Source organism: Janthinobacterium sp. YR213 (assembly GCF_900099875.1).
In the GTDB taxonomy this organism is placed as follows: Bacteria; Pseudomonadota; Gammaproteobacteria; order Burkholderiales; family Burkholderiaceae_D; genus Janthinobacterium; species Janthinobacterium lividum.
Window position 1 is genome coordinate 177,305 of the sequence record NZ_FNDA01000003.1, and the last position, 25,618, is coordinate 202,922.

Below are 25,618 nucleotides of genomic sequence, written 5' to 3' on the forward strand. Positions count from 1 at the left end.
TCTACGCGAGTTTCAAAGCGGCAACGATCGGCGCGTGGTCCGACAGTTTGGCCCACAGGGTGCCATGCATCACTTGCGCGCCTTCCACGTGGAAACCGCGCACATAGATGCGGTCCAGGCGGAACCACGGCAAGGCGGCGGGAAAGGTGCGCGCCGGCACGGGGATCGGCGTCTTCGTCTGGCGCCGCGCCAGGGTGCGCACCAGGTCGCCCAGGGCTGAATTCGACGCGCGCTGGTCGAATACTTCCACCACGCCGAGCGCATTGCGCAGCTTGTCGCTGAGCGTGTTGCGCCAGTCGTTGAAATCGCCGGCAATGATGACGGGCTCGCCATTCGGCGCCGATTCCATGACGGCGTCGATCAGCGCCTGCGTCTGGCGGCCCCGTCCCGATTCGAACAGGCCCAGATGGACGACGTAGCAGTGCACGTCCGCCTGCGGCGTCTTGAGCACGCAATGCAGGATGCCGCGCTGTTCATAGGCGTGGTCGGACACGTCGTGGTTGGTTTGCGAGGCGATGGGAAACTTGCTCAGCAAGGCGTTGCCATGGTGGCCATGGTCGTACACGGCATTCATGCCGTAGGCGGAATGGTGCTCGGCGCCGGCAAAGAACTCATGCTGCGACGCTTCCGGCCAATGCTTGTGGCCGTTTTTCTCGGCGCCAAAGCGGGCCGCATTGCGGTCGTGCTTGCCTTGCACTTCCTGCAAAAAGACGACATCGGCATGGAACAGGGCAATCGCCTGCTTCAAGGCATGCACGCGGGGCAAGCCCCGCACGGAGGAGACGCCCTTGTGTATATTATAAGTTGCTACGCGGATTTTCATGCCTTGATTCTACTCCCTGACAGGCCCCGCGCGGCGCCGGCGTAGGTGCGCGTGCGCACCTACCACGCACAATCAGGCCAGCATGCGCCCCACGCCCGCCGTCACGCTGACGATCAGCGCGGTAATGCCGGCCGCCCAGACAATCTTCACCAGCAAGGGCGCGCCGCGCCAGGCCACGGTGCGCTTGCCCTTGGCAAACGCACCCGGATGCAGCAGCCAGCCGATCGCCATCAGCGGCATGCCGATCGGTGGCGTGCGGCCGGGCACGGTGGAGCCAAACAGCAGAAAGATAAAGCACAGGCAAAAAACGATGCCCAGGGTGCCCAGCAGTTTTTGCTGCGTCGTCAAATATAACCAGTTCAACATGGAATGCTTTCTAGGAAAATCAGGTGGGGCGCGCCAGGCCCGTCATGGCCGGCAATTGCAAAATCGCTTCCGCGTTGGACGACGAGAAACAGCGGTCGGCCGCAGCCAGGTAAGGCAGCCACGCGTACTGCAAGTGTTCGCGGGGACTCAAGGTGATGGCAATGTCGCGCGGCACTTGCACGCTGAACACGTGTTCCGTGTTGCGCGTCACGCCAGGCGCATAGCGGTGGCGCCAGATCGGATAGATCTCGTACACATTCGACAAGTTCCAGTCGCGCAGCACGATGTCGCGCCCATCGGCAACGATGCCGGTCTCCTCGCACAATTCGCGCGCGGCCGTCTGCAGCAGCGGCTCGTTGACGGCATCGACGGAACCCGTCACCGATTGCCAGAAACCGGGTTGGCCCGCGCGCTCGATCAGCAAGACATCAAGGTCAGCCGTATGGATGACGACCAGCACGGAAACGGGAATTTTATGGCTCATATCAAGAATGAAAAAGGCGCCTCGCAGCGCCTTTTTTGCCTCAGCAAGTAAAAATGGTAGCGGCCGCGTGAACGGCCGCCTTGGCCATTACGCTACTTTTGGCTCGGTGCTGCGCAAGCGGATGTGCAGTTCACGCAATTGCTTCTCGTCCACTTCCGACGGCGCATGGGTCAGCAAGTCTTGCGCGCGTTGGGTTTTCGGGAAGGCGATCACGTCGCGGATCGATTCGGAACCCGTCATCATGGTCACGATACGGTCCAGGCCGAATGCCAGGCCGCCATGCGGTGGCGCGCCGTATTGCAGGGCATCGAGCAGGAAGCCGAATTTCAGCTGTGCTTCTTCGGCATCGATCTTCAGTGCACGGAAGACCTTGCTTTGCACTTCTTCGCGGTGGATACGGATCGAACCGCCACCCAGTTCCCAGCCGTTCAAGACCATGTCGTAAGCCTTGGCGATGCAGGCGCCCGGATCGCTTTCCAGCATGTCTTCATGGCCGTCTTTCGGCGCCGTGAATGGATGGTGGGTCGCCGTCCAGCGGTCCGCTTCTTCGTCATGCTCGAACATCGGGAAGTCGACCACCCACAATGGCTTCCACACGTCTTCGAACAGGCCGGCTTTCTTGCCGAACTCGCTGTGGCCGATCTTCACGCGCAGCGCGCCGATGGCGTCGTTGACGACCTTGGCCTTGTCCGCGCCGAAGAAGATCAGGTCGCCGTCTTGCGCGCCCGTCTGCTCGAGGATCGTGGCCAGCACGTCGGCAGGCAGGAACTTGACGATCGGCGACTGCAAGCCTTCAGGACCCTTGGCTTTCTCGTTGACCTTGATGTAAGCGAGGCCCTTGGCGCCGTAGATGGCGACGAACTGGGTGTAGGCGTCGATTTCCGAACGGGGCATGCTGCCGCCTTGCGGTACGCGCAGGGCAACCACGCGGCCGCCCTTCATGTTGGCTGCGCCGTTGAAGACCTTGAATTCGACCGACTTCATGACTTCGGTCAAGTCCGTGAAGGCCAGCTTGACGCGCATGTCCGGCTTGTCGGAACCGTACAGGCCCATCGCTTCGGCGAAATCCATCACCGGGAACGGGTTCGGCAAGTCGATGTCCAGGGTGTTCTTGAAGACGACGCGGATCATGTCTTCGAACAGGTCGCGGATTTCCTGTTCCGTCAGGAACGAGGTTTCGCAATCAATCTGCGTGAATTCAGGCTGGCGGTCAGCGCGCAAGTCTTCGTCGCGGAAGCACTTGGTGATCTGGTAGTAACGGTCGAAGTTGGCGACCATCAACAGTTGCTTGAACAACTGTGGCGATTGCGGCAAGGCGAAGAAGCTGCCCGCGTTGACGCGCGACGGCACCAGGTAGTCGCGCGCGCCTTCTGGCGTCGACTTGGTCAGCATCGGCGTTTCGATGTCGATGAAGCCCAGCGCGTCGAGGTACTTGCGCACTTCCATCGTCACCTTGTAGCGCAGGCGCAGGTTGTTCTGCATTTGCGGGCGGCGCAGGTCCAGCACGCGGTGCGTCAGACGCGTCGTTTCCGACAGGTTGTCGTCGTCCAGCTGGAACGGCACGGGCACGGAAGGGTTCAGCACTTCCAGCTCCGAGCAGACCACTTCGATCTTGCCCGATTTCAGGTTGTTGTTGATGGTGCCTTCGATACGGTTGGTCACGACGCCCGTCACGCGCAGGCAGAATTCGTTGCGCACGGCTTCGGCGACCTTGAACATCTCCGCTTGTTCCGGGTTGCAGACGATTTGCACCAGGCCTTCACGGTCGCGCAAGTCGATGAAAATCAGGCTGCCGTGGTCGCGGCGGCGATGTACCCAGCCGCACAGGCTGACGGTTTGTCCCAGCATGGCTTCGGTAACGAGGCCGCAGTATTCAGTACGCATAGACATAAAATTCTCAGTTCAGGTTAGTGAGTGTTCAATCCGGCCACGCCCCGCATGGGACGCCTGCCTTTATTCTTTGGCTGCCGGGGCCGGTACAGCAACAACTTCCGCAGGCGCCACCACGCCCATCGAGACAATATATTTGAGCGCCGCATCGACGCTCATGTCGAGTTCGACGACATCGCTGCGCTTCATCATCAGGAAAAAGCCCGATGTCGGATTCGGCGTCGTCGGCACATACACGCTGACAAAGTCGCCCACCAGGTGGTTCGCCGCATCGCCGCCCGGCACGCCGGTCAGGAAAGCGATGGTCCAGGAGTTCTGGTGCGGATACGGCACCAGCACGGCCTTGCGGAAGGCATTGCCCGACGGGGAAAACAGGGTATCCGACACTTGCTTGACGCTCGAATACAGGGAATTGACGATGGGTATGCGTTGCAGCAATTTCTCCCACAGTTTCACCACGTAATTGCCGACCAGGTTATTCGTCAGCAAACCCGTGAAGAACACGATCAGTACCGTCAATACCGTGCCCAGGCCGGGAATGGTGCTCAGCGCGGGAATCTTGTGGCCGAACCATACGCTGGGCTGCGTACTGCCGGGCACCAGCAACAGCGACTGGTCCATCGTGCTGATCACCAGATTCAGGACCCAGGCGGTAATGGCCAGGGGAACCAAAATCAGCAATCCGGTAATAAAGTATTTACGCATCAGTTTCTCGGTAATGGATCGTATCGGCGCGGCGCGCTTTTCAGTCCGCTTTCGGCGCAGTGGCAGCCGGGGCAGGCGCAGGTGCAGCAGCAGCAGCAGCAGCAGCAGCAGCAGCAGCAGGCGCGCTCTCGGCAGCCGGGGCGGGCTTGGCGCCATCGGCCGGGCCCGTTGGAATGGCCGTGGTGGGCGCCGTGCCGCCGCGGAAATCGGTCGCGTACCAGCCAGTGCCCTTCAATTGGAAACCGGCGGCCGTCAATTGTTTCTTGAAACTGGGCTTGCCGCACGACAGGCACACCGTCAGTACTGGATCGGAGATCTTTTGCAAGACATCCTTGGCAAAACCACACTCGTCACAACGGTAAGCGTAAATCGGCATCTCTACTCCGAGAAAATCATCAAAAACCCTGAATTATAAAGCTTTTCCTTTGTCCCCAGCGGAAAATGCCCCGCCCGCCTCACTCCGCCCGGCGGCGCCAGCTCATCCAGCGCTCCTTGCCGGCGAAGACGGCAATGGAATCGTCCACGGCTTCGTCGGCCAGGCAGTCGAAATGCGGCGCCAGCAATTCCTGCAGTGTCTCACGCGACATGCCAAATGGCGGTCCCTTGGCATTGTCATCAAAGAAAAAGTAACCGGCCAGCATGGCGCCCGGCGCCAGCAGCTGCGCCCAGCGCGCCGCCACTTGCGGCCACATGGCGCGCGGCATGGCGCACAGGAAGGCCCGTTCATAGATCAGGTCCAGCGGCGCAACGGGTTCCCAGGCAAAGAAATCCGCTTCCACCACCTGCCCTGCCCGCGCACCGACGACAGCGCGCCCGGCGGCCACGGCGGCCGGCGAAAAGTCGATGGCCGTGGCATCCCAGCCGTGATCCAGCATGAAGACCAGTTCATAGGCCGAGCCGCAGCCAGGAATCAGGCAGCGCAGCGGCGCCGGGCTGCCTGCAACAAAGCTGCGCAGGCGCGACGGCACGCCGCCCTGGTCCCAGGGCGTGAATTGCTTCTCGAAACGCTCGTCCCAGAAGGCGGGCGAGAGCGGATCGCGGGTGGTGAAGTCAGCCATCACTTACGTCCTCAGGCCGTTAAAACGGCAGTTGATGCCAGCGCATGAACACTTGCAAGCCCAGCGCGCCGAGGGCGAAGGCGCCCACGAAGTACACGATAAAGCTCAGCAATCGATTCGTCTGGCGTTGCTCTGCCAGCAAGGTTTTCATCAGTTCCACCTCGTTTTCGCGCGGCTCGCCATGCACCGTCAAGGCCTGGTGCAGCAAGCGCGGCAGTTGCGGGAAGATGTGCGCATAACGGGGCGCCTCGGCGCGCAGGCGCTCCATGAAGCCTTGCGGCCCCACCTGGTTGCTCATCCATCTTTCCAGATACGGCTTGGCCGTTTGCCACAGGTCCAGTTCCGGGTCCAGCTGGCGGCCCAGGCCTTCGATATTGAGCAGGGTCTTTTGCAGCAGCACCAGTTGCGGCTGCACTTCCACGTTGAAGCGGCGCGAAGTCTGGAACAGCCGCAGCAGAACTTGCCCGAAAGAAATATCCTTCAGCGGACGGTCGAAGATCGGCTCGCAGCAGGCGCGCACGGCCGCTTCCAGCTCATCGACGCGCGTGTCTTTCGGCGCCCAGCCCGATTCGATATGCGCCTCGGCCACGCGCTTGTAATCGCGGCGGAAGAAGGCGAGGAAGTTTTGCGACAGATAATCCTTGTCGTAGTCGTTCAACGTTCCCACGATGCCGAAGTCGAGCGCGATATAGCGGCCGAACGATTCGGGCGCGATCGATACAAGAATATTCCCCGGGTGCATGTCCGCATGGAAAAAGCCGTCGCGGAACACTTGCGTAAAGAAAATTTCCACGCCATCGCTGGAGAGCTTGCGCAAATCCACGCCGGCCGCCACCAGGCGCTCGGTCTGGGACACGGGAATCCCATACATGCGCTCCATGACGATGACGCTGCTAGAGCAATAATCCCAGTGCATTTCCGGCACCAGCAGCAATTCCGAGTTGGCGAAGTTGCGGCGCAGCTGGCTGGCGTTGGCCGCCTCGCGCATCAGGTCCAGCTCGTCGTGCAGGTATTTGTCGAACTCGCCCACCACTTCCTTGGGTTTCAGGCGCTTGCTGTCGGCCCACAGGCGGCTGGTCCAGTCGGCGGCGATGTGCATCAGGGCCACGTCTTCGTCGATCAGCTTTTTCATGCCTGGACGCAAGACCTTCACGGCCACTTCGCGGCCATCTTTCAAGGTGGCGAAGTGCACCTGGGCAATCGAGGCGGATGCCACCGGTTCGCGCTCGAAGCTGGCAAACAGCTGATCCGGGTGCGCGCCGAGGGACTTGGTGATCTGCGCGATGGCCAGGTCGGAATCAAACGGCGGCACCCGGTCTTGCAGGCGCGCCAGTTCTTCGGCGATGTCGAGCGGCATCAGGTCGCGCCGGGTCGACAGCACCTGGCCGAATTTGACGAAAATCGGACCCAGCTCTTCCAGCGCCAGGCGCAGGCGCAAGCCCCGTGGCGACGACAGGTCGCGCCAGAAAATCAGGGTGTCGATCAATTTGGCGGTGCGGGGAACTTGCAGACCAGAAATCGCTATCTCATCCAGACCGTACTTGATGGAAACACGGATGATTTTAAACAGGCGCAGGAATTTCAATATCATGTAGACAAATCCGGTGAGGAGGACTGCGGCTGGACGGCGGCGGCCGCCTTTTCCAGCCGGGCAAGGCGCTTGGCCAGGCGTTCGACGTCATCGCGCACGCGCGTCACGCCAGCGGAATACTCTTGCAAGGTAGAAGGACGGATCAGCATGGGCTGTTCGTCGAGAAAATATTCGGCCACGTTTTCCGCCAGTTTTTGCTGGCCCGTGCGCACAAAGGCGGCCGCATCCCTGGCACCGGCAACCAGGCGCGTGGCCAGCATGGGTCCCACGACCTTTTCCAGGTCATGCTCCGCTTCCCAGCGCAAGCCCTTGCTCAATTGCGAAATCGCATTGGCAAACTCGGCATCGCCTTCGATCTTGACGTAGGAAAACGCCCGCTCGCGGTTTTGCAGAATCAGCGGCACATCGGACAATTTCACGCGGATGGTGACGTTGGCCGGCATATCGGCCGGCGCCGCTTCCAGCATGCCGGCGCTATCGACGCGCAGGCGCAAGGCCACGGCGCCCGTGTCGATACAGGCCAGCTTGCCAGCGTGCACGGCCAACTGCTGGCGCGCCCACGGTTCTTGCGTCAGCAAATGGTTAATTGTCGCGATGACGGGCGTCATCAGGGAGAGATCGGGAAGTGGTGCCATCTATATACAGCGCGCCAGGCGCGCCCCTAAAAAGAAAAAACCGCCCGTAAAACAACGTGGGCGGTTTCGATCTTACCAGTTCAGCAGGAAATATCTGTTAAGCATCATGCATTCCGCATGGACTTAAGCCATTATTCAGCAAGTTTTTACAATTAATTCAATTGCTGGATGCCTGCCAGGACCCAGCCGCTGTTGCCGCTGACGGGTTTCGACATATTCCATACTTCCGCGAACGGTTCCGCTGCCGCGCCAGGCGCCGAACGGATCAGGCCCGTAAACTTCACGCTGGCCAGGTAATCGTTGACGCTCGTCTCAATGCCCAGCAGTTCGGCATCGATGGTGACGACATCGGTAAAGTCCGGCTGCGCGCCCCGTTCCTGGATTTGCATGCGCAGTTCCGCATACACTTCCGGCGACGTGAATTCGCGGATATCGTTGACGTCGGCCTTGTCCCAGGCCGCTTGCAAGCGAATGAAATTGCTTTTCGCGTGGCGCAGGAAGGCATCCTTGTCGAAGTCGCCTGGCACGCCCCATGGCGCGGCCGGTGCCGGGACCGGCTTATCCAGGCCTACGCCGGACGAGACAGGCTGCAGCGGCGGCAGCGGTGGAATGCGCGAACCGATGTCAGGCACGTTGCCCGCTGGCGCAGGCTGGTTGCCGCCAAAACCCGCGAACGGCGCATTGCCGCCAGCATTGTTGTCGCGCTTGCCGCGCACCATGCGGTAGATGAAGAACGCCACGCCGGCCAGCAAGGCCACCATCAGCAGGGTGCTGATCATGCTGGCCAGGGCGCCGCCGAGGCCAAAATGCGACAGCAGCGCGCCCAGGCCCAGGCCCAGCAAGGCGCCGCCCAGCAAACCCTTCCAGCGGCTCGGCGCCTTGGCGGCAGGGGCCGGCGCGGGGGCCGGCGCAGGTTGCGCCTGGCGTGGCGCGGCGGCCGGTGCCGGCGTTGGCGCCGGTGCGGGCGCCTGGCGGCCCACGTTTTGCGACTGGCGGCCAAACGAACGGCCACCGCCCATGGGACGGGCCAGCGCCTCGCCCAGCATGGATACCGTGGTCGCGGCCAGCATCATGCCGACCATAAATTTCTTCAATTTCATTCCATCTCCTAAAATCACCGGCTTGGTGAGTTACAGCTTGAATTACATCTTGATGCCGGTATGCAAAGCGGCAATGCCTGCCGTCAAATTGTAGTACTGCACGCGCTCCAGGCCCGCCGTTTCCATCATGGTCTTCAACGTTTCCTGGTCCGGATGCATGCGGATCGATTCTGCCAGGTAGCGATAGCTTTCCGCGTCGCCGGCGATTTTCTGTCCAAACCACGGCAAGACCGAGAACGAATACAGGTCGTACGGCTTTTGCAGGGGCGCTGCCACCTTGGAAAACTCCAGCACCAGCAGCTTGCCACCCGGTTTCAGCACGCGGCGCATTTCCGCCAGCGCCACATCCTTGTGCGTCATGTTGCGCAGGCCAAAGGCCACGCTGACACGGTCAAAATAATTATCGGGGAATGGCAGTTTTTCCGCGTCACACAACAAGGTGGGGGTGAGCAAGCCGCGATTCAAGAGGCGGTCGCGGCCCACGCGCAACATCGATTCATTGATATCGGTCAACCAGACTTCGCCGGTAGGGCCCGCCTGCTTGGCAAACGCCTTCGACAGGTCGCCCGTGCCGCCGGCAATGTCGAGCACCTTGAAACCGGGGCGCACGCCCGCATTGGCAATGGTAAACGTCTTCCACAGACGGTGCAGCCCGCCCGACATCAAGTCGTTCATCACGTCGTATTTGGCAGCGACGGAATGGAACACCTTGGCGACTTCGCGCACTTTGTCGTCTTCTGCAACTGTTTTGTATCCGAAATGGGTCGTATTGGTCATGGTAGGCAGTCTGTTTGAACTTGGGAGCATTATACAAGCGGCAGGCGCATTTCCCCGTGACGCCGGAGAAGGTATTGCCTTTCCACTGCATTCGAAGCCAGCATTGCCGCCCGGGCATACGCCGCCAGCGCCCCTGGCCGGTCGCCCTGGCGGCGCAGCAAATCGGCCCGGGCCGCGTGCAGATAGTGCGAATTGGCAAGGCTGGGCACGGTTTCCAGCCGCGCCAGCCAGGCCAGGCCGTGTGCGGCACCGTGCGCCATGGCGCAGGCGATCACGGCATTGAGCAAAATCAAGGGTTCCGGCTTGTGCCGCAGCAAGGCGCCGTACAGGGCGCTGATCTGGCGCCAGTCCGTCTGGCTGGCCGTGGGAGCTTTGGCGTGCAAAGCGGCAATGGCTGCCTGCAGCTGGTAGGGCCCTGGCGCGCGCGCAAGCAAAGCCAGTTCCAGCAGCGCCAGTCCCTCGGCAATCAGGGCGTCATCCCACAGGCCCCGGTCTTGCTCTTCCAGGGTCAGCAAATGCCCCTCGGGCGACAGGCGGGCCGGACCGCGCGACGCCTGCAGCAGCATCAGGGCCAACAGCCCCTGCACTTCCGGCTGGCAGGGCTGCAGGCTGTCAAGCAGCCGCCCCAGGCGCAGCGCCTCGGCGCACAGGTCGGCGCGCAGCAGGGTGTCGCCGCCGCTGGCGCAATAACCCTCGCTGAACACCAGATAAATCACGTGCAGCACTTGCGCCAGCCGTTGCTGCAATTCTTGCTCAGGTGGCAACTCGAAAGGAATCCGCGCTTCGGCGATCTTGCGCCTGGCGCGCAATAAGCGCTGCGACAGGGCCGCTTCCGCCACGCCGAAGGCGCGCCCGATCTCGGCCGTGGACAAGCCACACAGGGTGCGCAGGGCCAGCGCCACCTGCGCCTCGGGCGCCAGCGCGGGATGGCAGCAGATGAACAGCAGGCGCAGGCGGTCGTCCCCGATGGCGTGCGCTTCTTCAATCACGGCCGCCGGCAGGCAGGACAGCACGGCTTCGGCCTCGCTGACGCTCTTGCCCGCCCGGCGCACGTGATCGAGGCCCGCATTGCGCGCCACGGCACTGAGCCAGGCGGCGGGATTATCGGGGATGCCCGCCCGCGGCCACAGTTCCAACGCCTTGCGGCACGCTTCCTGCAACACATCTTCCGCCAGACCCAGGTCGCCGAAGCGCCGCATCAGGCCGGCCAGCACCCTGCCCTTTTCCTGGCGAAAGACGTGCTCGACGGCCGACAGGGCGTCGCCGGCCATGTCTATGCCGTGACAGGCCGTACTTCGATGGTGCCCAGGGAGGCGGCCGGACAGCGCCCGGCCCAGGCCAGCGCCTCGTCCAGGTGCGCGCAATCCAGCAGATAATAGCCGCCCAGCTGCTCCTTGGTTTCCGCGAACGGCCCATCCGTGATGACAGGCTTGCCGTTTTGCACACGTACGCTGGTGGCGCTGCGCACGGGCGCCAGTTCCGCGCCCCCGCGCAGCACGCCAGCGGCCTCCAGGTCTTGCGTATAGCTGGCAAAGTCGGCCATCAGGCTGGCCATCTGGCCCTCCTCCATGGCTTCATAGCGCGCCTCGTCGGCGTAGATCAGGATCATGTATTCCATAGTCTCTTCTCCAAAAGAAAAATGCCCGCAAGCGCGGGCATTCATACGACGAATGGATATGCGGCAATCCGACAAGCTTAACGCATTATTTTTTTGACTTAGTGTTTGTGCCCGCAGCTGGGTCCATGGACGTGTCCGGAAGATTGCTTGACTGTCATGTCGGCCTTGGCGTCGCGGCCGCTGTCACCTGGATACCCGGCTGCCGTCAGGCGGTCCAGGTAATCCTGCCACAGGGTCGCTTGCTCCGCGCCCAGCTTGTACAGATAAGCCCAGGTGTACAGGCCGGAATTGTGGCCATCGCTGAAGGTGGGCTGCACGGCGTAGTTGCCGACCGGCTCCAGGCCCGTGATGCCGACCAGGCGTTTTCCTAATTGCAAGGTTTCCTGGCCCTTGCCATGGCCTTGCACTTCGGCCGACGGCGAGTACACGCGCAGGTATTCGAACGGCAGCGCAAATTCGCTGCCATCATCGAAAGCCACGTCGAGCACGCGCGACTGGTTATGCACGGTCAAGCCGGTGGGTTGGGGCGTTGCTACTTTTTCAGTCATGACAATACTTTATGCGGATAAACGTTGAATGATGGCGTCGCGCAAGGCTGGCAACAGGGCGCGGCGCGCGGCCAGCACCTCGGGCGCCGTCTCGCGCTGAATCACCGCCCAGCTGGGATTGGGGAAATGCGCATCGTCGCGGTAGCGGGGAATCACGTGCCAGTGCACGTGCGGCGTCATGTTGCCGAAACTGGCCACATTGACCTTTTCCGGCTGCATCACTTCACGCAAGGCCAGTTCGACTTGCCACACGACTTCCATCACATAGTTGCGCTCACCGGGCGTGAGATCCGTCATTTCCTTGACGTGCTTGTTCCAGATCACGCGGCAAAAGCCGGGATAGGCGGCGTCATCAACCGCCACGACGGACAGGCGCTCGCTGCGCCACAGCAAGGCTTCACAGCCCTGCTTGTTGGCAAAGCCGTCGAGCAATGTGCACAGATCGCAGGTCACACCAACACCCGTTCAATGCCGCCGTCATTGGCGCGTTTCACGTAATCCGGCATCCAGTTCTCTCCCAGCAAATGTTTGGCGATCTCGACGACGATGTAATCGGCCGTCGTGCCCGAATCGTCATTGTAGCGCGACAAGCCTTGCAGGCACGACGGGCAGCTGGTGAGGATCTTCACGTCACCCGTGAAACCGTCGCCGCGCAGCTTGTCGGCACCCTTGACCATTTCTTCTTCCTTGCGGAAACGCACTTGCGTGGAAATGTCGGGGCGCGTGACGGCCAGGGAACCCGATTCGCCGCAGCAACGGTCATTCTTCTCGATCTTCACGTTGTCTACCGTGCTGATCAGGGAATTGATGGTCTTGCCCGATTCCTGCAGCTTCATCGGATTGTGGCATGGCTCGTGGTACATATAACGGGTGCCGTTGACGCCTTCCAGCTTGACGTTTTTCTCCAGCAAATACTCATGGATATCCATGATGCGGCAGCCAGGGAAAATCTTTTCAAACTGGTAGGTGGCCAGCTGGTCGTAACAGGTGCCGCACGAGACGAGCACCGTCTTGATGTCCAGGTAATTGAGCGTGTTGGCCATGCGGTGGAACAGGACGCGGTTATCCGTCATCATCTTCTCGGCCTTGTCGAACTCGCCCGCGCCCCGCTGCGGATAACCGCAGCACAGGTAGCCCGGCGGCAAGACCGTCTGCACGCCCACTTCCCACAGCATCGCCTGCGTGGCCAGGCCCACTTGCGAGAACAAACGTTCCGAACCGCAACCAGGGAAGTAGAACACGGCTTCCGTATCGGCCGTCGTCGTCTTCGGATTACGGATGATCGGGATGACCTTGTCGTCTTCGATGTCGAGCAGCGCGCGCGCCGATTTCTTCGGCAGGTTGCCCGGCATCTTTTTGTTGATGAAATGGATCACCTGCGCCTTGACGGGCGGCTTGCCCGTCGATGGCGGCGGCGCCTTGGTTTGCTTCTTGGCAAACTTCTTCAGCAATTCATGGCCCAGGCGCTGCGCCTTGTAACCCCAGCCGATCATGACCTTGCGCGTGGCGTTGATGGTCACGGGATCGGTGGCGTTGAGGAACATCATCGTCGCCTTGGTACCCGGATTAAAGCTCTTCTTGTCCATCTTGCGCAGCAAGTTGCGCATGTTCATCGACACGTCGCCGAAGTCGATATTGACGGGGCAAGGCGTGACGCACTTATGGCAGACAGTGCAATGGTCGGCCACGTCTTCGAACTCTTCCCAATGCTTGATGGAAATACCGCGGCGCGTCTGCTCTTCGTACAGGAACGCTTCGATCAGGGACGAGGTCGCCAAAATCTTGTCGCGCGGCGAGTACAGCAAATTGGCGCGCGGCACGTGGGTCGAGCACACGGGCTTGCACTTGCCACAACGCAAGCAATCCTTGACGCTGTCGGCGATGGCGCCGATATCGCTTTGCTGCATGATCAAGGACTCATGCCCCATCAGGCCAAACGATGGCGTGTAGGCATTGCGCAAGTCGGCGCCCATGCCCGGCAGGTTCAACAATTTTCCCTTGTTGAAACGGCCTTCCGGATCGATGCGCTGCTTGTAGCTGCGGAACTCGCCGATCTCTTCTTCCGTCAAGAATTCCAGCTTGGTGATGCCGATACCGTGTTCGCCGGAAATGACGCCATTCAGCGAGCGGGCCAAAATCATGATGCGGCCCACGGCTTCATGGGCGTCCTGCAGCATTTCGTAATTGTCCGAGTTGACGGGCAAGTTCGTGTGCACGTTGCCGTCGCCCGCATGCATGTGCAGCGCGACAAAGACGCGCGAACGCAGGATGCGCGCGTGGATGGCGGTGGCCTCGTCGAGGATCAGCTTGAATGCGGCGCCGTTGAAGATCTGGCGCAACTGGGCGCGGATTTCCTGCTTCCAGGTGATGCGCACGGTGCGGTCCTGCACCACGTCGAACAGGGTGGCGTCAGGCTGCGTTTCCAGGCGCGCATCAAACACGGGCAGCAAGCGTTCCATGCCCAGTTCGGCCAATTCACCCTTCACGTCCGCCAGCGGACGGTCCAGCTGGGCCAGCAGATAGGTCCAGCGGCTCGTCACTTGCGCCAGCAACTGCTGTGCCTGCTCGGCGCGGTCGCCCAGCATTTCCGCATCGTCAACGCGGTCGTCCGATGCATCGTCGCTCTTGCCTACTGGCAAATTACCCTTGCCAAAAAATTCGCTCAGGGCGTCCGCTAGTTGCAGCTTGTTCTTGATCGACAGCTCGATATTGATGCGCTCGATGCCATCCGTGTATTCGCCCATGCGATTGAGCGGAATCACCACGTCTTCATTGATCTTGAACGCATTCGTGTGCTTGGCGATCGCCGCCGTGCGGGCCCGGTCGAGCCAGAATTTCTTGCGCGCTTCCGGGCTGACGGCAACAAAACCTTCGCCCACGCGGGTGTTGGCGATGCGCACCACTTCCGACGCCGCTTGCGCGACGGCGTTTTCATCGTCGCCGACGATGTCGCCAAACAGGGCCATCTTCGGCAGCACGCCCCGCTTCGACTTGGTGGCGTAGCCGACGGCGCGCAGGTAGCGCTCGTCCAAGTGTTCCAGGCCCGCCAGGCGGATGGTCGTATATTGCTCGCCCTTGGCCGGCAAGCCATCGAGGTAATCCTTGATTTCCACGATCGACGGGATCGCGTCGCGCGCCTGGCCAAAGAATTCCAGGCAGACGGTGCGGGCGAACTTCGGCATCTTGTGCAGAATCCAGCGCGCCGACGTGATCAGGCCGTCGCAGCCTTCTTTCTGGATGCCCGGCAAGCCGGCGAGGAATTTGTCCGTCACGTCCTTGCCCAGGCCCTCTTTACGGAACTTGCGGCCAGGAATTTCCAGGATTTCCGTCTTGAACGGTGCGTTCGGCTTCGTCGCGTCGCGCGTGCTCGGGTGACGCCATTCCAGCTGGAAACGTGCCAGCGCGATATCGTGGATCTTGCCCAGGTTATGGTCGAGACGCGTGACGTCGAGCCAGTCGCCGTTCGGGTCGACCATGCGCCACGAAGCCAGGTTGTCCAGCGCCGTGCCCCACAGCACGGCTTTCTTGCCGCCCGCATTCATGGCGACGTTGCCACCGATGCAAGAGGCGTGCGCCGAGGTCGGGTCGACGGCAAACACGAAACCGGCCTTCTCGGCCGCTTCCGACACTTTATTCGTGATCACGCCCGCACCCGAATTGATCGTCGCGTATTCGTGCGTCAGGCCCGGCAAGACCGTCATTTCCACGGCGCCCAGGGTGATGAGTTTTTCCGTGTTGATGACGGCCGACATCGGCGTCAATGGAATCGCGCCGCCCGTGTAGCCGGTGCCGCCGCCGCGCGGGATGATGGTCAGTCCCAGCTCGATACAGCCCTTCACCAGGCCGGCCATTTCCTCTTCCGTGTCGGGCGTCAGGACGACGAACGGGTATTCCACACGCCAGTCGGTGGCGTCCGTCACGTGCGACACGCGCGTCATGCCGTCGAAGCGCACATTGTGTTTTTCCGTGTAGCGGCCCAGCACCTTGACCGTGCGCTTGCGCAAGTCGTAGGTCTTGCGGAATTCATCGCCAAAGTCGGCCACGGCCTTGCTGGCCGCTTTCAGCAGCAACTCCACATTGGCGCTACGCGCCTTGGCAACTTCGGGCGATTCGCCACTGGCGGCCACGTCGCCGCCGGCCGCATCGATGGACAGGCGGCGCTTGTCGACTTCGGCCAGGCGGTGATGCAAGGCATCGATCAAGCCCTGGCGGCGCTTCGGGTTGTCGAGCAAGTCATCTTGCAGATACGGATTGCGGCGCACGACCCAGATATCGCCCAGCACCTCGTACAGCATGCGGGCCGAACGGCCCGTCTGACGGGCGCCGCGCAGCTCGTCGAGCAGGCGCCAGGAGTCCTCCCCCAACAGGCGTATGACGATCTCGCGATCGGAAAACGACGTGTAGTTATACGGGATTTCGCGCAGGCGGCTTGCTGCGGGACCATTCGGCGTTTCTGCCAGTAAAGCTTGGATATGTGCGGGAGCGTTCATGGAGTGTGGTGACGATGTGGACTGGACCCTAAAGGCCCATTTTATCTTATTGCGCCGCACCATGCCGGAACAGCCTTAGGCCGCCTAAGGTTTAAACACCCCATCCACCACCATAGCAAATACGGAAAAGCCCTCTTTTGCATGAATAAAAAATCAGTCTTGGTGATTTTTTGACGCAAAAATGCCAAGAATCGGACTCCGCTGCAAACTATCGAACTGCCCAAAAATGGGGCAAACTGGCGTTGCATTACGCCCGTTTGCCTGCCGTTTACGCCAGCATTTGTCCAATCCTGTGCCATACGCCATCGGGTACGTACAGCAGCAAGCCCGTCATGGTCAGGTAGCGCGCACACTTGCCGACGGCCATGTAGGCCACGCTGGGCCAGAACGGCAGCTTGAGCCAGCCGGCCAGCGTGCACAGGGGGTCGCCCACGAGCGGCAGCCAGGCCAGCAGCATGGTCTTGGCCCCATAGCGGGCCAGCCAGCGGAACCAGCGCGTGTCGCGCTCCTTGGCAAACGCCTGCTTGGCCCGGTAGCCCATCCAGTAGTCGACGATACCACCCAGAGTATTGCCCAGGGTGGCGACGCCGATGGCGGCCCAGAACAGCGCGGGATTGGCCTTGATGACGGCAAAGACGGCCGGTTCCGAGCCGAGCGGCAGCAGTGTGGCGGAAATAAAGCTGATCAGAAAGACCGATGTCAGCCCGACTTCCGGCGCTGCGATCAGTTGCAGCAGCCAGGCGATTGCGGATTCGATCATGGAACACTTCGCGATGCAGTAAGGCTCTCCATTATAATGAAGAGCAGCTTGCGCGCCGCACAATCCGCGCCGGCCGGCAAAGGCCTACCCGCCCGCAGTTCCATAGAGCATTATTGTCGCCAGGCTATCCGCCGCCGCGCCGCCGCTATCGCCCGACACGTTCCAGACCCTTTCTGGCCCAGAATCACTTGCTTGCAGACTATGAACATCGACTACCTCAAGAAAATCCTGACCGCCCGCGTCTATGACGTCGCTACCGAAACGCCACTGGAACTGGCCCCTGCCCTGTCGCAGCGCCTGAACAACCAGATTTACTTCAAGCGCGAAGACATGCAAAGCGTGTTCAGCTTCAAGATTCGTGGCGCCTACAACAAGATGTCCAAGCTGAGCGAAGCGGAACGCAAGCGCGGCGTGATTTGCGCCTCGGCCGGCAACCATGCCCAGGGCGTGGCCCTGTCGGCCGCGCGCATGGGTTGCCGCGCCGTCATCGTCATGCCGACCACCACGCCGCTGGTCAAGGTCGAGGCGGTCAAGGGCCGCGGCGGTGTGAACGTGGAAGTGGTGCTGCACGGCGAGTCGTACACGGATGCCTACAACCACGCGCTGACCCTGGAAAAGGAACAGAAGCTGACCTTCGTGCACCCGTTCGACGATCCGGACGTGATCGCCGGCCAGGGCACGATCGGCATGGAAATCCTGCGCCAGCACGCCGGCCCCATCCACGCCATCTTCGCACCCATCGGCGGCGGCGGCTTGATCGCCGGCATTGCCGCCTACGTGAAACAGATCCGTCCCGATATCAAGATCATCGGCGTGCAAAGCGTCGATTCGAACGCCATGGCCCGCTCGCTGAAAGCGGGCGAGCGCGTGACCCTGAACGACGTGGGCCTGTTTGCCGACGGCACGGCCGTGCGCCTGGCCGGCGAGGAAACTTTCCGCCTGGTGCAGGCGTATGTCGATGAAATCATCACCGTCGACACGGACGCCATCTGCGCCGCCATCAAGGATGTGTTTACGGATACGCGCAGCATCCTGGAACCGTCCGGCGCGCTGGCCATCGCCGGTGCCAAGGCCTATGTGGAACGGGCCAGCCTGACCAAGCATCCCGTCAACAATGAAACGCTGGTCACCATCGCCAGCGGCGCGAACATGAATTTCGACCGTTTGCGCTTCGTCGCGGAACGGGCCGAACTGGGCGAATTCCGCGAAGCCGTGTTTGCCGTCACCATGCGCGAACAGCGGGGCAGCTTCAAACGTTTCTGCTCGCTCATCGGCGCGCGCAACGTGACGGAATTTAATTACCGCATCAGCGATGAAAAAGCCGCGCACGTGTTCGTCGGCATCCAGATTGCCGACCGGCATGAATCGAGCGTGCTGGCAAAGACCTTCGAGGAACACGAATTCAAGACGCTGGACCTGACCCACGACGAGCTGGCCAAGTCGCACATCCGCCACCTGGTGGGCGGCAAGAGCCGGCTGGCGCAGGATGAGCTGCTGTACCGCTTCGAGTTCCCCGAGCGCCCGGGCGCGCTGATGCGCTTCCTCGACAGCATGGCGCCGAACTGGAATATTTCACTTTGCCATTACCGCAGCCAGGGCGGCGACGTGGGCCGCATCCTGATCGGCTTGCAAGTGCCGCCCGATGAAATGGGAGAGTTCGCCCGCTTCCTCGATACCCTGGGGTACCGTTACTGGGATGAAAGCAGCAATCCCGTCTATAAGCTGTTCTTGGGTTAAGCATCACCTCCCGGCGGCGGCTACTCGCCGTCGGGGGAATTAGGCTACCATGCGTGCTTGACCGAACTACGCCACAAGACCATGACCACCACCAACGACCTCGCCGAACAATCCCCGCTGGGCAAAAGCTCCGCCTACCGCACCGATTACGCGCCGGAATTGCTGTTTCCCATTCCGCGCCTGGGCAAGCGCGACGAGCTGGAATTGCACGGCACCTTGCCGTTTTTCGGCCTCGATATCTGGAATGCGTATGAACTGTCGTGGCTGAACCAGCGCGGCAAGCCGCAGGTGGCCATCGCCAAGGTCAGCGCGCCGGCCGATTCGCCGAACATCATCGAGTCGAAATCGTTCAAGCTGTATCTGAATTCCTTCAACCAGACCAAGCTGGACAGCCCGGATGCGCTGGTGGCCTTGCTCAAGCAGGATTTATCGAACGGCTTCGGCGCGCCCGTGCAAGTGGAACTGACTTTGCAGGAAGATTTCGGCAAGCTGAAAATGGGTGAATTCGATGGCGTGCTGCTGGACCGCCTGGACTTGGAAATCACGCAATACACGCCCTCGCCGCTGCTGCTGAAGGCAGCGCTGGACGAAGCGCCCGTGGAAGAAAAACTCGTCTCGCACTTGCTCAAATCGAATTGCCTGGTGACGGGCCAGCCCGACTGGGGCAGCGTGCAGATCGAGTATGCGGGACCGCAGATCGACCAGGAAAGCCTGTTGCGTTACCTGATCGGTTTCCGCGAGCACAATGAATTCCACGAACAATGCGTGGAGCGCATCTTTGTCGATATCTTGCGTCAGTGCAAGCCGCAAAAACTGTCCGTGTATGCGCGCTATACGCGCCGCGGCGGCCTCGATATCAATCCTTGGCGCAGCAACTTCAGCACGGGAGCGATGCCGGGCAATCTGCGCAACGCCCGTCAGTAACATTAGGCAACCTCATGAAACCATGCCAACAGGAATGTTGGCTGTGTTTTAAAACAACGTTGCAGTAGTGCCGCAGAGCATGTCAAAGACGCTGAAAAATCGGAAAATCGGCATTCGGCGGCGGAAAAACCGGCGCGCCGCGTGTTTTTAATCAAGAAATAGCCGATACACGCCGATGTTATTTTTTTGCTAAAATGATGGTGACATGGGCTGTAGCGCCCACTGCGCCCGCAGCGGGCGTATACTGTTGAGAATTGGCGTTACAGGCCGCGGAAACAGGCCTATAATTCGGCTCGCAAGCCCTCTGCGCATTGCACCATTTCATTGAGTGTCATGACTAATCTTAGCAAAATACTATCCCTCGAAAACGTCCTGCTGGACCTGGAAGTCTCCAGTAAAAAACGTGCCTTCGAGCAAGCCGGCCTGATCTTCGAAAACAATTACGGCATCGCCCGCTCTACCGTCTCGGACAATCTGTTTGCCCGCGAACGCCTGGGCTCGACTGGTCTGGGCCATGGCGTAGCCGTGCCGCATGGCAGGGTCAAGGGCAGCAAAACCTTGAAATCGCCGCTGGGCGCCTTCGTCCGCCTGGCCGAGCCGATTCCGTTCGAGTCGCCCGATGGCAAGCCTGTCAATCTGCTGTTTTTCCTGCTGATTCCCGATCATGTCACCCAGCAACATCTGGAAATCCTGTCGGAAATCGCTGAAATGTTTTCCGATGACGCCTTCCGCACGGCACTGGCCACGGATCCGGAACCGAAATCCGTACATTCGCGCATCGTCAATTGGCAACCTAGTCTGCAAGCGGCGGGTTAAACTTCAGGTATTCCTCCACTCCTGAAGAAGAAGACTGCCATGTTGCAAACGCCACTGACGATACAACGCCTGTACGACGACAATCGTGAAAGTCTGCAACTGGGCTGGTTCGCCGGCTTCCCCGGCGGCGAGCGCCTGATCTCGGGCGATGTCTCGTCGGCCGCCGATCAGGTGGGCCACTTGAACCTGATCCATCCGGGCCGCATCCAGGTCTTCGGCCACCAGGAAATCAATTACTACCAGCGCCTGAAGGTCAACACGCGCACCCACGTGATCGGCGAGCTGATCGCCGGCGGTCCGCCCGCGCTGATCATCGCGCAAGGGCTGGAAACGCCGCCCGACATCCTCGCCATCTGCGACGAGCAAAACATCCCCCTCTTCTCCACCCCGCTGCCGGCCGCGCAAGTGATCGACTTCCTGCGCGTCTACCTGTCCAAAAAGCTGGCGCAACGCATCATCATGCATGGCGTGTTCATGGACGTGCTGGGCGTGGGCGTGCTGATCACGGGCGATTCGGGCCTGGGCAAGAGCGAGCTGGGGCTGGAACTGATTTCACGCAGCCACGGCCTGGTGGCCGATGACGCCGTCGAATTCTCGCGCATCGCGCCCAACATGATCGAAGGCCGCTGCCCGCCTTTGCTGCAAAACCTGCTGGAAGTGCGGGGCCTCGGCTTGCTCGATATCAAGGCCATCTTTGGCGAAACGGCCGTGCGCCGCAAGATGCGCCTGAAACTGATCGTGCATCTGGTGCGCCGCAACGCGCTGGAAGAGGAAGTCGAGCGCCTGCCTTTCCTGTTCCCCACGGAAGACGTGCTGGGCTTGCCCGTGCGCAAGGTCGTCATCCCCGTCGCCGCCGGCCGCAACATCGCCGTACTGCTGGAAGCGGCCGTGCGCAACACGATTTTGCAACTGCGCGGCATCGATACCTTGCAGGAGTTCATGGAGCGGCAACGACTCGCCATGAGTGGCGATTAATGTTGCCAAGGAGTTCGCCCTTGCAAGGGCGAACCGTTACGCAGGCACGCAGCTGTACTGCGTGAATTCCCTGCTGCACCAACGACTCGCCATGAGTGGCGATTAGCAAGTAGGTCGGATTAGCGCGGCAACGCCGTGCGTAATCCGATGACATTGTTGGCCCATGCCGCGGTGTCGGCTTACGCGCGACGCGCTAAGCCGACCTACGGTCGTGACGAGAGCGCCCTGCCAATCCCGGCAATATCACATTCCAAATTGCAATAATTTGTAAAGATAATTGCATTGGGAGCGCGGCGCCGATCTTTATTGTATGATCGGCGTATGCATATCGTCCTTATCACCGGAATATCCGGCTCCGGTAAATCCGTTGCGCTCAATGTGCTGGAAGATACCGGCTACTATTGTGTCGACAACCTGCCGCCGGCCTTGCTGCCCAGCCTGGTGCAAACCCTGCTCGACGAAGGTACACCGCAACTGGCCGTCGCCGTCGATGCGCGCAGCGCCGAGTCGCTGACCAGCCTGCCGCACAATGTGGCCCTGCTGCGCGACCAGGGGCATGACGTCAAGGTCATGTTCCTGACGGCCACCACGCATTCGCTGGTGGCGCGCTTCTCGGAAACGCGGCGCAGCCATCCGCTGTCGCACGAATTGCGTCCGAACCAGAATCCGGCCAGCCGCCGCACGCTGATCGAGTGCATCTCGGAAGAACGCGAACGCCTGTCAGCCATCGAACAGCTGGGCCATGTGATCGACACGTCGGAACTGAGCGCCAACAAGCTGCGCGCCTGGATCAAGGATATCGTCGCCTCCGAACGCGCGCCGCTGACCCTGTTCTTCGAATCGTTCGCCTTCAAGCTGGGCGTGCCCCTGGACGCCGATTTCGTCTTCGACGTACGGGCCTTGCCGAATCCCTATTACGACCTGGCGCTGCGCCCGCTCGACGGCCGCGATGCGCCCGTGATCGCCTTCCTCGACGCGCAGCCGAGCGCGCTGGAACTGCTGGCCGACATCCGCAGCTTCATCGAGAAATGGCTGCCGTCATTCAAGTCCGACAACCGCAGCTACCTGACGGTGGCCCTGGGCTGCACGGGCGGCCAGCACCGCTCCGTGTACATGGCGGAGCGGCTGGCGCAGTATTTCGGCCCGAATGAACGCGTCGTCCTGCGCCACCGCGAACGCAGCTAATTAGTCGAGGTGGCGCAGGGGATGCGCCGCCGCTGGCCAGACGGGGGCAAAGAAGCGCGCCACCATGGCCGCATCGACGTCGTCCAGGCTGGCAGGGTTCCAGCGCGGTGCATTGTCCTTGTCGACCACCAGCGCGCGCACGCCCTCGAGCACTTCGCCATGTTCGAAATTGTGGCGCACCACCGTGCGCTCCATGCGCAGGCAATCGGCCACGCCCAGGTGGGCGCCCCGCTGCAGCAATTCCAGGGTCACCGACATCATCAATGGCGAACGCAGGCGCATGGCCGCCAGCGCCTTGGCCGCGAACGCGCTGTCATCCTGCGCCAGCGAGGCCATGATGGCGGCCACGGAAGGGGCGCCGAAGTGGCGGTCCAGCGCCGCGCGCGCCGTGGCCAGGGGAGATACCCCCGCCTCGGCCTGGAAAGGCGCCGCCAGCGCCTTGATGGCCACCGGCAAGGCTTCGCCCCGCGTCGATTCGAACAGATCCAGCAGCGCCCCCATCTGCGCCTCAGGCAGGTAGACATCGGCCAGCCCCGTGTACAGGGCATCGGCCGCGTTGATCGTCAAGCCCGTCAAGCCCAGGTACAGGCCCAGCTGGCCGGCCAGGCGGGATAGAAAATAACTGCCGCCCACGTCGGGAAACAAGCCGATATTGACTTCCGGCATGGCCATGCGCGTGCGGCCCGTCACGATGCGCAAACGGTTGCCCGGCCCGGCTTGCGCCACGCCCATGCCGCCGCCCATCACCACGCCATCCATCACGGCGATATACGGTTTCGGGTAGAAATGAATTAAATGATTTAACGCATATTCTTCCGTAAAGAAATCTTCCAGCATGGCGCTGCCGCCTTGCGGCGTGGCCAGGCCCGCATCGTAAAAGAAACGGATGTCGCCGCCGGCGCACAGGGCTTTTTCACTGCTGGAGCGGATCACCACGGCATCCACCTGCGGATCGTCGCGCCAGGCCAGCAAGGCCGCGCTCAGGGCGCGTACCATCTCCAGCGACAGGGAATTCAAGGCTTTCGGACGGTCGAGCACGATATGGCCCGTGCGGTTGCGGATGGAAGTCTGGACGAAGTCGCTCATGGCAGGCAGGAAAGAAGTGAAAGTGCAAACATTTTAGCCCCTGCGCGGCGAACATTGCGCTCAAAAGGTCCAGGCGCAAAAAAGGGCGCAAGATGTGCGCCCTTAGTTGATCACAACTGCTGGAAGCGGGTGGCCTTAGACGGCGACGACGGCTTCTTCCTCGGAGTTGTCTGGCAGATGCTTGATCGCCTCTTTACCGTGCCCTTGCACTTTGGTTTTGTATTTCATCACTTGCCTATCGAGCTTGTCGATCAGGGTATCGATCGCGGCGTACAGGTCGTGCGCCAAGCTTTCCACATAGACAGTCTTGCCGCTCAAACGCAGGTTGACTTCAGCCTTTTGACGTTTTTCTTTCTCTTTGAGGTTATCCACGGTCAGAATCACGGCGATATCGATGACTTGATCGAAATGACGTTTCACGCGCTCCAGCTTCGTTTGTACGTATTCACGGATGGCTGGTGTCACTTCGAGATGATGTCCGCTGATGGTGAGATTCATACACACTCCTAAAGATGATCGGGTTCGTGCGGTCCATCCTATCCGGCCCGCAGAGGAACCGAAAAAAACTTACAAACACTTACGCAGGCTCACTGGCGGAATTTTCAACGCTTCCCGGTATTTGGCAACAGTACGTCGCGCAATCACCATGCCTTGTTCCCCCAGCATGTCCGCAATCTTACTGTCGGATAAAGGATTTTTAGGGTCTTCTGCTCCTGTCAGTTGCACGATCAATGCCCGTATCGCCGTCGATGACGCTTCGCCCCCCGCTTCGGTGGCGACGTGGCTACCAAAGAAATATTTCAACTCGAACATGCCGTGCGGGGTCAGCATGTACTTTTGAGTTGTTACCCGCGAGATAGTACTCTCGTGTAAACCCAGTGTATCAGCTATTTCACGGAGCACAAGGGGACGCATGGCAACGGCCCCATGCGAGAAAAAGTTCTTTTGTCTTTCTACTATCGCCTGCGCCACGCGCAGGATCGTGTCGAAGCGCTGGCGCATATTCTTGATCAGCCACTTGGCTTCCTGCAACTGTGCGCCCATGGCGCCTTCGCCCTTGCCTTGCTTGAGCAAGTTGGCGTACATGGCATTGACGCGCAGGCGCGGCATGACATCGTTGTTCAAGGTCACTTGCCAGCCATTGCGCGCGCGCTTGACGACGACGTCGGGCACCACGTAATCGGACACGTCCGAGGCGAACACGGCGCCCGGATGCGGATTGCACTGGCGAATCACCGTCTGCGCTTCGCGCAAGTCTTCATCGTCGCAATCGAGGGCTTTTTTCAGCTTGTTGAAATCGCGCTGGGCAAACCAGGCCAGGTGCTTTTCCACGATGACGAGGGCCATGCGGCGCGTCACCATGGCGATGTGCGGCAAGCGCTTGATTTGCAGCGCCAGGCATTCGGACGCGTTGCGCGCGCCCACGCCGGGCGGATCGAAACTTTGCAAGAGAGACAAGGCCGTGCGCATCTCGTCGGCGTCGATTTCCAGCTCTTCCGGCAGGCGCGCCAGGATGTCGTCGAGCGACTCTTCCAGGTAGCCATTGTCGTCGAGCGCGTCGATGATCAGCTCGACCAGCGCGCGGTCGCGCAATTCGAGTACCGTCACGCGCATCTGCTCCATCAGGTGTTCGCGCAGGGTGCAGTGATGGGCTTCGAGTTGCGGGCGCGAATCCTCGTCGTCGGGCGCCTTGCCGCGGCTCGCCTCGCTCCAGTCGCTGTCGCCGCCATCCGCGGCGGCAGGACCCTCGCCGGCATCGCCATCAAAGGTTTCCGCTTCGGCCGGCGCCGCGGGCGCTTCCTGGCCCGGCGGCTGGGGCGGCGCTTCGGCCGGCGCGGCCGTGGAACTCAAGGCGCCATCGGACAGCAGGCGCAGCGAACGGTCGAGCGGATCGTCGAGGCGTTCGAGCAAGGGATTGTCCGTCAGCAATTGCTCTAGTTCCTGATGCAATTCCAGGGTAGACAATTGCAACAGGCGTATCGATTGCTGCAACTGCGGCGTCAGTGCCAGGTGCTGCGAAGTGCGCAGCTGCAATGATTGTTTCATTGGC

25 protein-coding genes are annotated in these 25,618 nt (G+C 61.1%); 5 read left to right on the forward strand and 20 right to left on the reverse strand.

Annotated elements, in window-relative coordinates:
- Position 1: 1 nt before the first annotated feature.
- The 17 genes from BLT98_RS14740 to BLT98_RS14820 form a co-directional block, all read right to left on the reverse strand.
- On the reverse strand, positions 2–823 hold the full coding sequence (locus tag BLT98_RS14740; protein ID WP_034778424.1) for an endonuclease/exonuclease/phosphatase family protein: 822 nt from the start codon (positions 821–823) through the stop codon (positions 2–4).
- Between the two features lie 72 nt (positions 824–895).
- A complete protein-coding gene (locus BLT98_RS14745) occupies positions 896–1,189 on the reverse strand; it encodes a hypothetical protein (RefSeq protein ID WP_092609034.1) in 294 nt (97 codons plus the stop codon).
- A gap of 19 nt (positions 1,190–1,208) precedes the next feature.
- Positions 1,209–1,673 (reverse strand): dihydroneopterin triphosphate diphosphatase, encoded by a 465-nt coding sequence (gene nudB / locus BLT98_RS14750; RefSeq protein ID WP_092609037.1) that lies wholly within the window; start codon positions 1,671–1,673, stop codon positions 1,209–1,211.
- A gap of 87 nt (positions 1,674–1,760) precedes the next feature.
- Positions 1,761–3,563 (reverse strand): aspartate--tRNA ligase, encoded by a 1,803-nt coding sequence (gene aspS / locus BLT98_RS14755; protein WP_071653294.1) that lies wholly within the window; start codon positions 3,561–3,563, stop codon positions 1,761–1,763.
- Positions 3,564–3,626: 63 nt separating this feature from the next.
- Entirely contained in the window at positions 3,627–4,268 is a 642-nt protein-coding gene (locus BLT98_RS14760; protein ID WP_034778417.1) for a DUF502 domain-containing protein, read from the reverse strand.
- Positions 4,269–4,308: 40 nt separating this feature from the next.
- Entirely contained in the window at positions 4,309–4,644 is a 336-nt protein-coding gene (locus BLT98_RS14765; protein WP_092609041.1) for an FmdB family zinc ribbon protein, read from the reverse strand.
- A gap of 79 nt (positions 4,645–4,723) precedes the next feature.
- Positions 4,724–5,326: a methyltransferase gene (locus BLT98_RS14770; protein ID WP_092609044.1), complete on the reverse strand. Its 603-nt coding sequence runs from the start codon at positions 5,324–5,326 to the stop codon at positions 4,724–4,726.
- 19 nt (positions 5,327–5,345) lie between these two features.
- Entirely contained in the window at positions 5,346–6,917 is a 1,572-nt protein-coding gene (ubiB, locus tag BLT98_RS14775; protein ID WP_034778413.1) for a ubiquinone biosynthesis regulatory protein kinase UbiB, read from the reverse strand.
- The gene (locus tag BLT98_RS14780; protein ID WP_092609047.1) at positions 6,914–7,552 is read right to left on the reverse strand and encodes a ubiquinone biosynthesis accessory factor UbiJ; all 639 of its coding nucleotides are present in this window, start codon (positions 7,550–7,552) and stop codon (positions 6,914–6,916) included. The genes ubiB and BLT98_RS14780 overlap by 4 nt, the downstream gene beginning before the upstream one ends.
- 152 nt (positions 7,553–7,704) lie before the next feature.
- A complete protein-coding gene (locus BLT98_RS14785; protein ID WP_070278976.1) occupies positions 7,705–8,652 on the reverse strand; it encodes a Tim44 domain-containing protein in 948 nt (315 codons plus the stop codon).
- Positions 8,653–8,694: 42 nt separating this feature from the next.
- Complete coding sequence (ubiE, locus tag BLT98_RS14790) at positions 8,695–9,429, reverse strand: bifunctional demethylmenaquinone methyltransferase/2-methoxy-6-polyprenyl-1,4-benzoquinol methylase UbiE (protein WP_034753359.1); 735 nt, start codon at positions 9,427–9,429, stop codon at positions 8,695–8,697.
- 29 nt (positions 9,430–9,458) lie between these two features.
- Positions 9,459–10,700 (reverse strand): RNA polymerase sigma factor, encoded by a 1,242-nt coding sequence (locus BLT98_RS14795; protein ID WP_092609050.1) that lies wholly within the window; start codon positions 10,698–10,700, stop codon positions 9,459–9,461.
- Between the two features lie 2 nt (positions 10,701–10,702).
- Positions 10,703–11,047: a YciI family protein gene (locus BLT98_RS14800; protein WP_034778403.1), complete on the reverse strand. Its 345-nt coding sequence runs from the start codon at positions 11,045–11,047 to the stop codon at positions 10,703–10,705.
- A gap of 98 nt (positions 11,048–11,145) precedes the next feature.
- On the reverse strand, positions 11,146–11,595 hold the full coding sequence (locus BLT98_RS14805; RefSeq protein WP_034778401.1) for a gamma-butyrobetaine hydroxylase family protein: 450 nt from the start codon (positions 11,593–11,595) through the stop codon (positions 11,146–11,148).
- Positions 11,596–11,604: 9 nt separating this feature from the next.
- Positions 11,605–12,048 carry an HIT family protein gene (locus BLT98_RS14810; RefSeq protein WP_244517502.1) on the reverse strand — a complete coding sequence of 148 codons (444 nt, stop codon included), beginning with the start codon at positions 12,046–12,048 and terminating at the stop codon, positions 11,605–11,607.
- Positions 12,045–16,085 carry a DUF3683 domain-containing protein gene (locus tag BLT98_RS14815; RefSeq protein WP_092609053.1) on the reverse strand — a complete coding sequence of 1,347 codons (4,041 nt, stop codon included), beginning with the start codon at positions 16,083–16,085 and terminating at the stop codon, positions 12,045–12,047. Before BLT98_RS14815 ends, BLT98_RS14810 begins: the two co-directional genes overlap by 4 nt.
- Positions 16,086–16,353: 268 nt before the next feature.
- Positions 16,354–16,845, reverse strand: a complete 492-nt coding sequence (locus BLT98_RS14820) for a YqaA family protein (protein WP_034778395.1) — start codon at positions 16,843–16,845, stop codon at positions 16,354–16,356.
- A gap of 201 nt (positions 16,846–17,046) precedes the next feature.
- On the opposite strand from BLT98_RS14820, the gene ilvA reads away from it, so the two are divergent.
- The 5 genes from ilvA (at position 17,047) to rapZ (ending at position 22,482) form a co-directional block, all read left to right on the forward strand.
- On the forward strand, positions 17,047–18,582 hold the full coding sequence (ilvA, locus tag BLT98_RS14825) for a threonine ammonia-lyase, biosynthetic (RefSeq protein WP_034753344.1): 1,536 nt from the start codon (positions 17,047–17,049) through the stop codon (positions 18,580–18,582).
- 81 nt (positions 18,583–18,663) lie between these two features.
- Positions 18,664–19,506 carry an NADPH-dependent 7-cyano-7-deazaguanine reductase QueF gene (gene queF, locus BLT98_RS14830; protein ID WP_092609056.1) on the forward strand — a complete coding sequence of 281 codons (843 nt, stop codon included), beginning with the start codon at positions 18,664–18,666 and terminating at the stop codon, positions 19,504–19,506.
- 333 nt (positions 19,507–19,839) lie between these two features.
- On the forward strand, positions 19,840–20,322 hold the full coding sequence (locus BLT98_RS14835) for a PTS sugar transporter subunit IIA (RefSeq protein ID WP_034753339.1): 483 nt from the start codon (positions 19,840–19,842) through the stop codon (positions 20,320–20,322).
- A 39-nt stretch (positions 20,323–20,361) separates the two neighbouring features.
- A complete protein-coding gene (hprK, locus tag BLT98_RS14840) occupies positions 20,362–21,297 on the forward strand; it encodes an HPr(Ser) kinase/phosphatase (protein ID WP_034753337.1) in 936 nt (311 codons plus the stop codon).
- A gap of 321 nt (positions 21,298–21,618) precedes the next feature.
- Positions 21,619–22,482, forward strand: a complete 864-nt coding sequence (gene rapZ / locus BLT98_RS14845; RefSeq protein ID WP_092609059.1) for an RNase adapter RapZ — start codon at positions 21,619–21,621, stop codon at positions 22,480–22,482.
- Here the strand turns inward: rapZ and BLT98_RS14850 are convergent, their stop codons facing one another.
- The 3 genes from BLT98_RS14850 to BLT98_RS14860 all read right to left on the reverse strand — a co-directional run bounded on the left by BLT98_RS14850 (position 22,483) and on the right by BLT98_RS14860 (position 25,614).
- Positions 22,483–23,568 carry an enoyl-CoA hydratase/isomerase family protein gene (locus tag BLT98_RS14850; protein ID WP_092609062.1) on the reverse strand — a complete coding sequence of 362 codons (1,086 nt, stop codon included), beginning with the start codon at positions 23,566–23,568 and terminating at the stop codon, positions 22,483–22,485.
- Between the two features lie 135 nt (positions 23,569–23,703).
- Positions 23,704–24,066 carry a ribosome hibernation-promoting factor, HPF/YfiA family gene (raiA, locus tag BLT98_RS14855; protein WP_034778388.1) on the reverse strand — a complete coding sequence of 121 codons (363 nt, stop codon included), beginning with the start codon at positions 24,064–24,066 and terminating at the stop codon, positions 23,704–23,706.
- Positions 24,067–24,135: 69 nt separating this feature from the next.
- Positions 24,136–25,614, reverse strand: coding sequence for an RNA polymerase factor sigma-54 (locus BLT98_RS14860; protein WP_092609065.1), 1,479 nt, complete (start codon positions 25,612–25,614; stop codon positions 24,136–24,138).
- Between the last annotated feature and the right edge of the window lie 4 nt (positions 25,615–25,618).

What these genes read in the sequence shown, in the direction of transcription:
- BLT98_RS14740 (WP_034778424.1), bottom strand. Translation starts at nt 823, where the DNA reads ATGAAAATCCGCGTAGCAACTTATAATATACACAAGGGCGTCTCCTCC.
- BLT98_RS14745 (WP_092609034.1), bottom strand. Translation starts at nt 1,189, where the DNA reads ATGTTGAACTGGTTATATTTGACGACGCAGCAAAAACTGCTGGGCACC.
- nudB (WP_092609037.1), bottom strand. Translation starts at nt 1,673, where the DNA reads ATGAGCCATAAAATTCCCGTTTCCGTGCTGGTCGTCATCCATACGGCT.
- aspS (WP_071653294.1), bottom strand. Translation starts at nt 3,563, where the DNA reads ATGTCTATGCGTACTGAATACTGCGGCCTCGTTACCGAAGCCATGCTG.
- BLT98_RS14760 (WP_034778417.1), bottom strand. Translation starts at nt 4,268, where the DNA reads ATGCGTAAATACTTTATTACCGGATTGCTGATTTTGGTTCCCCTGGCC.
- BLT98_RS14765 (WP_092609041.1), bottom strand. Translation starts at nt 4,644, where the DNA reads ATGCCGATTTACGCTTACCGTTGTGACGAGTGTGGTTTTGCCAAGGAT.
- BLT98_RS14770 (WP_092609044.1), bottom strand. Translation starts at nt 5,326, where the DNA reads ATGGCTGACTTCACCACCCGCGATCCGCTCTCGCCCGCCTTCTGGGAC.
- ubiB (WP_034778413.1), bottom strand. Translation starts at nt 6,917, where the DNA reads ATGATATTGAAATTCCTGCGCCTGTTTAAAATCATCCGTGTTTCCATC.
- BLT98_RS14780 (WP_092609047.1), bottom strand. Translation starts at nt 7,552, where the DNA reads ATGGCACCACTTCCCGATCTCTCCCTGATGACGCCCGTCATCGCGACA.
- BLT98_RS14785 (WP_070278976.1), bottom strand. Translation starts at nt 8,652, where the DNA reads ATGAAATTGAAGAAATTTATGGTCGGCATGATGCTGGCCGCGACCACG.
- ubiE (WP_034753359.1), bottom strand. Translation starts at nt 9,429, where the DNA reads ATGACCAATACGACCCATTTCGGATACAAAACAGTTGCAGAAGACGAC.
- BLT98_RS14795 (WP_092609050.1), bottom strand. Translation starts at nt 10,700, where the DNA reads ATGGCCGGCGACGCCCTGTCGGCCGTCGAGCACGTCTTTCGCCAGGAA.
- BLT98_RS14800 (WP_034778403.1), bottom strand. Translation starts at nt 11,047, where the DNA reads ATGGAATACATGATCCTGATCTACGCCGACGAGGCGCGCTATGAAGCC.
- BLT98_RS14805 (WP_034778401.1), bottom strand. Translation starts at nt 11,595, where the DNA reads ATGACTGAAAAAGTAGCAACGCCCCAACCCACCGGCTTGACCGTGCAT.
- BLT98_RS14815 (WP_092609053.1), bottom strand. Translation starts at nt 16,085, where the DNA reads ATGAACGCTCCCGCACATATCCAAGCTTTACTGGCAGAAACGCCGAAT.
- BLT98_RS14820 (WP_034778395.1), bottom strand. Translation starts at nt 16,845, where the DNA reads ATGATCGAATCCGCAATCGCCTGGCTGCTGCAACTGATCGCAGCGCCG.
- ilvA (WP_034753344.1), top strand. Translation starts at nt 17,047, where the DNA reads ATGAACATCGACTACCTCAAGAAAATCCTGACCGCCCGCGTCTATGAC.
- queF (WP_092609056.1), top strand. Translation starts at nt 18,664, where the DNA reads ATGACCACCACCAACGACCTCGCCGAACAATCCCCGCTGGGCAAAAGC.
- BLT98_RS14835 (WP_034753339.1), top strand. Translation starts at nt 19,840, where the DNA reads ATGACTAATCTTAGCAAAATACTATCCCTCGAAAACGTCCTGCTGGAC.
- hprK (WP_034753337.1), top strand. Translation starts at nt 20,362, where the DNA reads ATGTTGCAAACGCCACTGACGATACAACGCCTGTACGACGACAATCGT.
- rapZ (WP_092609059.1), top strand. Translation starts at nt 21,619, where the DNA reads ATGCATATCGTCCTTATCACCGGAATATCCGGCTCCGGTAAATCCGTT.
- BLT98_RS14850 (WP_092609062.1), bottom strand. Translation starts at nt 23,568, where the DNA reads ATGAGCGACTTCGTCCAGACTTCCATCCGCAACCGCACGGGCCATATC.
- raiA (WP_034778388.1), bottom strand. Translation starts at nt 24,066, where the DNA reads ATGAATCTCACCATCAGCGGACATCATCTCGAAGTGACACCAGCCATC.
- BLT98_RS14860 (WP_092609065.1), bottom strand. Translation starts at nt 25,614, where the DNA reads ATGAAACAATCATTGCAGCTGCGCACTTCGCAGCACCTGGCACTGACG.